This window comes from Aquitalea magnusonii, assembly GCF_003202035.1.
Lineage (GTDB): Bacteria > Pseudomonadota > Gammaproteobacteria > Burkholderiales > Chromobacteriaceae > Aquitalea > Aquitalea magnusonii.
In genome coordinates, this window is the sequence record NZ_QJKC01000025.1 from 35,664 (window position 1) to 42,935 (window position 7,272).

At 49.9% G+C, this 7,272-nt stretch carries 6 protein-coding genes; 5 read left to right on the forward strand and 1 reads right to left on the reverse strand.

Annotated elements, in window-relative coordinates:
- Positions 1-182: 182 nt before the first annotated feature.
- On the forward strand, positions 183-827 hold the full coding sequence (locus DFR38_RS18865) for a hypothetical protein (RefSeq protein WP_146216020.1): 645 nt from the start codon (positions 183-185) through the stop codon (positions 825-827).
- 5 nt (positions 828-832) lie between these two features.
- On the opposite strand, the gene DFR38_RS18870 is transcribed toward DFR38_RS18865, so the two are convergent.
- Positions 833-2,140, reverse strand: coding sequence for a caspase family protein (locus tag DFR38_RS18870; protein WP_059284717.1), 1,308 nt, complete (start codon positions 2,138-2,140; stop codon positions 833-835).
- Between the two features lie 137 nt (positions 2,141-2,277).
- Between DFR38_RS18870 and DFR38_RS18875 the strand changes: the two genes are divergently transcribed.
- The 4 genes from DFR38_RS18875 (at position 2,278) to DFR38_RS18890 (ending at position 6,723) form a co-directional block, all read left to right on the forward strand.
- Entirely contained in the window at positions 2,278-2,907 is a 630-nt protein-coding gene (locus DFR38_RS18875; protein WP_059284718.1) for an RNA polymerase sigma factor, read from the forward strand.
- Positions 2,900-3,517: a hypothetical protein gene (locus tag DFR38_RS18880; protein WP_059284719.1), complete on the forward strand. Its 618-nt coding sequence runs from the start codon at positions 2,900-2,902 to the stop codon at positions 3,515-3,517. Before DFR38_RS18875 ends, DFR38_RS18880 begins: the two co-directional genes overlap by 8 nt.
- A gap of 82 nt (positions 3,518-3,599) precedes the next feature.
- Entirely contained in the window at positions 3,600-5,951 is a 2,352-nt protein-coding gene (locus DFR38_RS18885; protein ID WP_082693272.1) for a tetratricopeptide repeat protein, read from the forward strand.
- Positions 5,952-6,153: 202 nt separating this feature from the next.
- Positions 6,154-6,723, forward strand: coding sequence for a hypothetical protein (locus tag DFR38_RS18890; protein WP_146216021.1), 570 nt, complete (start codon positions 6,154-6,156; stop codon positions 6,721-6,723).
- Positions 6,724-7,272 lie beyond the last annotated feature (549 nt).

Genomic DNA, 7,272 nt, shown 5'->3' on the forward strand with positions numbered 1-7,272 from the left:
CGGGCAGATGCGCTTTTCTTCGGCAGTTAGCCCTTCTTCGCAAGGACGCATGAATCGGTTCAAAAAATTTTCAATTTATTTTCAGTCGGTGCTTTTCATCGTGTTTTCCCCGGAAGCGGGGGCGCAAGAAAGCATGTCCTGCGGTGGGGGAAGAGGCCTGCAGTCGGAACGGGAAAAATAATTTGAACCTTCTGCGACCTGCCGGCGAAGAAGGGATATCCGGGCGACTTGCTGCATGCAAAAGCAAAGCAAGATCCGGATTTTCATTCCCTCAAAGAAAAGGAATTCACATGTCGGTTAACTTCACTGAGCACACTGCAGCGACTTATATCAGCGCCATCCGCGCCACCTTGCAGGAAGAGTTGCAAGCGTTGGGATGCAGCATTATCCAGGCTTGTGATGAAGATGGGGACTTGTTGTTCTGGGATGAACGTGAGGATAGGCACTATCTGGTGCAGTTCGATGAGGACAAGGACCCGCAGTTTATGCGCTTTTCCTTCTGGTTCTGGGGGATTGATGATGCGGTGGAGCGCGAGCAGGCCGTACGCTGCTGCGAAGCGGTAACCGGTGTCGGCAAGATGGTGAAACTGTTCATCCTGGCGCATGAGCGGGAAAAGGTATGCATCAGCATCGAACTGCTGCTGCCTGTAGTGCAGGATGCCAACGGACAACTGGACATGGAGGCCACAAATCCTCTGGTGCGGGCCTGCCTGTCGCGTGGATTGTTGATTCGTTATTTGAACCAGCTGCGTACGGCAGCCAATGAGTTTGGCCGCCGCATGCGTGAGATGCGCTCCGAATCAAGCCCATCCCGCTGGCTGAATTGATTAACTTAGTGTGGTGACGCCGACTGATAGCCTTGAATTGCCGGCCCCAGAGACTGCAGACCTTGCTGCAGTGCCTTCGGATCAATACGTCCACTCAGGCCCTGCAAGCTGATCAGGTCTAGCTGCGCGCGGGAATAACCACTTGCTGCTGCGCTGTTCAACAGATTGCCGGCTTTGTGCAGATCCCGCCGTACGCCCCCCCGACCGTCATAAAGCAATTCGGCGAGCAGGGTTTCGGCAATGGGGAAGTGGCGGTTGGCGGCTTGTTGCAGATAGCGGGCAGCCAGTTGGCGGTTTGTTCGCACATAAGGATGAATGTCGCTATAGGCCATGCCCAGCGTCGTCAGGGCGATGATGTCGCCACTACGGGCACGCTCCTGCAGCAGTGGCAGGGTATTGATATCCAACATGTCGCTGCTAATGCGGATTTCCTGTTCGCGCTGGCTTAGCTGTGTTTGCCAAAAACCGGGAATGGGAGGTTCAGCCTGACCACGGGTTTGTCCATGTGCCAGTCCTGTTGCAGGTGCCTGGCTAACGAGTGGTGCAACAGATTCAGCCTGCAAACGGACATCACCCACCAGTCCACTGGCAATCCAGGGAATCTGCGTGCCACCGGTCATGGCATCGACATCGCGCTGGGTCTGTTCGGCAATACCTTTCAGGCCAAGTGAAGGTTGTGCCAGGTTACGGACAAAGGCGGTGGCAAACGGGCTGTGAGTGCTACCAGGAAGCGTGTCGAGAGCGCGTGCCCCTGGCATGGTGGAAAAAATCTGCAGTATGCCCTTGGCTGCTGTGGACTTGACCAGCCCTTGTCCAGGTGCGCCTCGAGTCATGGTATTGCGGCAGGCATCAATCACCAGCACGCTTACCTTGCTGCTTGGGCCGCGCATTTCTGACTCGACAAAGCGCAGGGACAGGCCATCCTGCCGAAGCAGGGCGCTATTTAGCCGGGCCAGCGACTGATCCACCGGGATTAGGTAGTTGATGTTCTCGACAGCAGTGCCATGCCCGGCATAGTAGAGCAGACTGATATCGGCTTGCCGGGCCAGTACGCCGAAAGAGCGGATGTCCTGGCGCAATTGTGCCAGTGTCCGGTTCATGCTGGTTTGCACAGTAAAGCCACGCTGGCGCAAAGCAGATGCCACCATGTCGGCATCTGCAGTTGGGGTCTGCAGCCGGTCAGTACCACTGTAGTTTGCATTGCCCACCACCAGTGCAATCTTGCGTACGGTAGTGGCTGGGCTGGCAAAGCTACTCAGCGAATGCAGTGCTACAGCACTTGCCAGCAGAAAGGTGCAGTAAGGATTTTTCATTGATCAGCAGCTGTAGTGTATATGGCAGAAAACATCAAAATGAAATATTTAACTTAATTATCATATTGAATCGGTAACTGGATTTTGTTTCAATACCTCATCATTAAATACTTAGCCTGCTCATTTCGGTTATCAACATGTCTCTGACGGCTTTCCTGCAGACTTTGTCAGCAGCCTCTACCGAGGTACAACAAAAGTTTCATGCTGAATGCAGCAGGCTCTGCATTCAAGTGCTGACACGCGCCTACCCGTTTGTCCGGGCGGAAGATGCTGCAGACGCAGTCGCTGAAAGCCTGCTGGCACTGGCAGAGGGTAAGGTAAAGGGTTTTGTCTGCGATGCGCCCCCCACATCGGCGGATTATCGGGCGGAACTAATCAGCTTTATCGCTCGCCGCATTGCGCCGCGCAAGCTGATTGGCATCTGGCGCAAGAATCGTGTGCATCCAGACCTGATTGCCAATTTTGAAAACCAGGATATCGAGATTGCTTTGTCAGCTTTGCCACTGTTGGCACAACCCCTTGATCCCATCGTCCCTGCAGAGCAAACCCAGCTACGACACCAACTGTATGAGTGCATTTCCAGGCTGAACCAGAAGCTGGGAGGTGTGATCCGACTGGTACTGCAAGACCTTAGTTACGACCAGATTGCCGATGCAATGAGCCTCGCCAGCACTGGAACCGTCAAGAGCCGGGTATGGACGGCAATGCAACGACTCAAGCATTGCATGGGGATGAGCCAGGGCAAGGAAGAGGTGTGTGATGTCTGAACAGCCACAGGATGAGCAAAACCCGCTGCCGTCACATGCAGACCTGCTGCTTGAAGCCTTGAGCAGGCCACTGGAACCGCAAGAGCAGCAGCAAGTGCAGGCGGAGCTGGCAACAGATCCTGAGGCCGCCGCGGATGCCCGTGTGCTGGAAATTTTGAACGCACACCGCACGCTTAGCCATTGGGAGCGGCGTCAGTCGGATGCCTTTGCTCAATTTGCCCGCGCTCTGCCAAGTCAGCAGCGTCATGCTTGGCTGGTGCGTTTGCAGACACACATGACACGTCATGCGCTTGCCTATCTATCTGTTCTATTGCTACAGACAACCTCTATCGCCTGGCTGATGAGCCGTGATGAGCAAGGATTGGCAGCCTATCGGGGAGTCGTGGTGAATAGTTGTCCTGCACTCAAGGTGAGATTTGCCAATGGCGTAAGTGAAGAGCAGATCCGGCGTGTGCTGCTGCAGGTGGATGGTCACATCGTGGATGGCCCGGATGGGCAAGGTGTGTATGCGATCAGCCTCCCCGCAGAGAAGACAGCGGCAGCGCAAGCAGCCTTGTCACCCATTGCCGAGCATATCGACGATTCCAAGACCGAGTGTCCTGCGCAATAAACAATAGGCTGTTCTGGTATACAGGACTTACACCCAACTGCTCTTGATCTTTCGATGGTTTGGGATTGATCAAGCAAAAATAATGAAGAAAAACAAGATGGAACAACAATTTGCTGGCTCATCTGAACCGGGCCAAAACCAAGATCTAAAATTGGCCCAGGACCCGCTAGTCCAACGCATGTTCCACCAGACGCAGGAGCTAGTGGCTAGCTGCACTCGCTTTCTGCCGAGCGATGTTGAGCTCCAAACCTCTCGCATCAATCAGCAATCAATCTTGATTAATGCACACTACAGACTGACACCTAAGGTTCAGACCAAACATATAACAGGTCATTTCAGCCCGACCGAGCAGGATCAGCAGCATGCCGCGCCGGAAAAGGCCGCGGCTTCTGAGTTGCCATCTTTGCTGCAAGGCGCTTCACAAGCAGCGCAAGATATTCTGAATAAGCCCCAAGCACGTTATACCGCTGTCAATGGCAACACTAGTCTGGTCAGAGGTACACGGTTCTGGTCTTTGGGAACTTGCGATAACTGTAATGGAAATCGCACCATTCGCTGTATCCATTGTGATGGAGGCACAACTGCTTGTTCTTCCTGCCATGGCAGTGCAGAGGAAAGCTGCCCACAGTGCTTTGGTGCGTGCACCATCTCCTGCATGCAATGCGGAGGGTTGGGCACCATTACCTCAACCGAACAGGTTTCCGTAACGCACACTGTTTATATCGACGGCCAAAGTCATAACGAATACAGAACCGAATATCATAACGTTCAGCGTCAATGCCCATCATGTAGTTTTGGTCGTACTGATTGTCCCACATGTAACCGCCACGGAAGAGTCCAATGCCGGACCTGTCATGGGGCTCGACGTCTTGAATGCCAATTCTGCAATGGCAAAGGTGCACATGCCTGCCCGCGCTGTGATGGTAGTGGTCAGTATGGAATACTGGCAGCAGGAAATATCGCAGTAGAGTGTCACAGCAACGCTGAACTTCCTCCGGATGCAGACCCGTTGATGCCACTTATTCAACAAATACATCCACTGGAAATGCTGCCCCAGACACTTGACAAGCAAGCCCTTCAAGAACTGAAGGGATCTTCGCAAGGCAGTTGTTTCCAACTGCATGCGCGTTTTACCGGCCAATTAGAAATTATACGTATTGGTATTCGATGCGCAGAGCAAGACTTTTCCCTTTCTGCTTTTGGTAAGCAGATTGAATGGGTAGAGCAAGATAATCTGGTTGAGCGATTGCTTACCGGAGATCTAACCCTTCTGGAAAAAGCACTGCTGGATGTAGATCGGGACACATTTTTTAAACCAAACCGGCTCCCTGTGCAGCAGGCACTAAGAAATGCTTTACAAGCTAGTCTTCATGAGCAACTTGCGCTGGATGGAGCCGGGAATAATAGCGGAAATCAAATCGTATCATCCGAATTCGCACAGCGTATTCATGCCCGTTCACAAACTGCAGTGCACTGGCTGGCGAAGGCTAATGCTAGAGTCCTTTGGCCTTGGTTGGTTGGGGCAGCGGTGGTACTGGAAGCAGCAGCTGCAATCATGGGTGGTATGGCCGCTACTTGGTTAGTCTGCTTTCTGCTGGTTAGCTCTGGTTTACTGATCTATAGGTTCCAGACCCTCCGAATTTTCAAATCAACCTATCCATCAACCGAAGCCGCAAAAAAGTCATGGAGCCTGCTCTGGCAGCAAAAAAAATTGCTTGGCCCAATCTGCTTTCTTGTAGCACCTGCAGTTGTTTTGGCTATCGCCGCAACGATATGGCTACCAGCCCACATAAATCCAGAACAAGCTATTCAGACAACAACAAAATCGTCAGGTAATGGGATTACGCAATCGGTACAGGCATGGCAACAAGGTGAAGTCATCAAGGCCAGAGCATTGGCCAAGGATTTTGCACAACGAGGGGATTCATCCGTATTTGGATTTTATGCTTGGTTGATAGCTGCTGATGTCGGTGTACAAGCTGGTGATGCGGTAGTGAACGATCCTGATGCTGCACAAACTTGGATTGATAGGGCATTTGAAGTGAATAAAAATGACTTGTGGGCTAAAACTGCACAAGCCACCTTGCTACTCGAAGGCCGTGAAGTGCCACGTGATATCTCAAAAGGGACTGAATTATTAGAAAGTGCCGCAGAAGGAGGGTTGGTCCCTGCTATGTATATGGCAGGTCAGTATGCCCTCAAGGGAAAGCATGTGAGTCAGAGCAATATTATCCAGGCACGGAAGTGGTTCGAGAGGGCCGCGGCTCAACATGATTCGGATTCATTGTATGCGTTAGGGAATCTTGATTGGTATGGTCTTGGAATTTCAAGACCAAACCACAAGAAGGCTCTTCAGGAATGGAAGGAGAGTGCTGCATTAGGTAATAAAGAGGCTGAAAAAACAGTAAAGGCGGGTCGGCCCATAAAATCTTAGACAGTTATTCATTAGCTAATTTCTGTAATTTGTGAATGTGGCAGTGGGTGTGGGCGAAAAATTTGATGGTGCAGTGAAAATACTTGGTACTGCCAATAGTGCCTTGGTTGTGTCGAGTTTATATATGGCTTTTCTTGGCTTTGATTGGTAAATTCAATCTGGGCTTCGAATGGTTTTTAAAATTTTTAGGGGTGGATTACTTGTGAAAATTTTTTCTGGAATTGCTTTTGCAATTGCTGTTCTGTTGTTGATTTCTGGTTACGTCAAAGGTCTATTATTTATTGTTTTAGGGGTGGCGTTAATTTTTTATCCGAAATTAATTGGTGGCCGTAAGGGTAAAGAAAAAAATATTCAAGTTCTTGATGGATTGAATCGCGCTGAATGGCAAGAGAATATGGATATTTCACATGCCGAGTTGAAGAAAAGTAAAAGTGCTAATCATTCGAGTTACGAAAAGTCAGCGGTTGCGTGGATTCTAGAGAAATTTCACGAGGAAAGAATTGCAAGAATTAAAATGATTCTGAAAAATTATGATTTTCTATTGGCCAAATATGGAGATGCTTCCTCCAAGGCGGCGGTTGATATCTTGGAGCATCTCAATTTGCCGAAAGTTGATGGGAAAAACCTATCATCAATATTGTACGAAGGGTACTTTATTGCAACTGAGAATGATATTCCTGCGGACATGGTAGAGCAAATGACTGTTCGGTGTAAAGAAAAAGCTGAGATGATAATGAGTAAGACTTTGGATGTCTATGAGAAAAACAGCTAAAATAAATAGTTGCTTTGCTGAAGTCTGAATTGATAAAGAAAGTAAAAGCAGGAGTTAATTAATAAATAAGCCGGTCAATGACCGGCTTATTTATTTTTCATGCCTGTAGGTACTCCATTAGATAACCAGTTTGGCTGTAGATCGGCTGAAGTGGTCTGCATGTGAGAAGGAGAGTTACGAGCGAATTGTAACTGATCTATCGCCCTGACCCATTAGAAATGGTTTCTTCAATAGTTTGTTACAGGTCCAGCAACAGATCAGCTGCGTCTCGCGAAGCTCGGGAGCCACTATTGGTTGGAGTACTTCAGTCTGTGGCTATTGAAAGAAGACAGCTGACAATCAGTCGGTCAGCAATTGGGTTTGGCCTTTTGATCTTGCCTATACCACGATATCTAAATAGTCTTACACCGCGAGAAGAAATCAACTAAAATAATCAAGCTTACGACTACACAAAATGGTCTGTCCCGCTCTCCGTGGACAGCGGGTTATGCACTCAGCACTAAGCGACGTCGCTCGTATTCAACCGGGGTGAGATACCCCAGGGTTGAA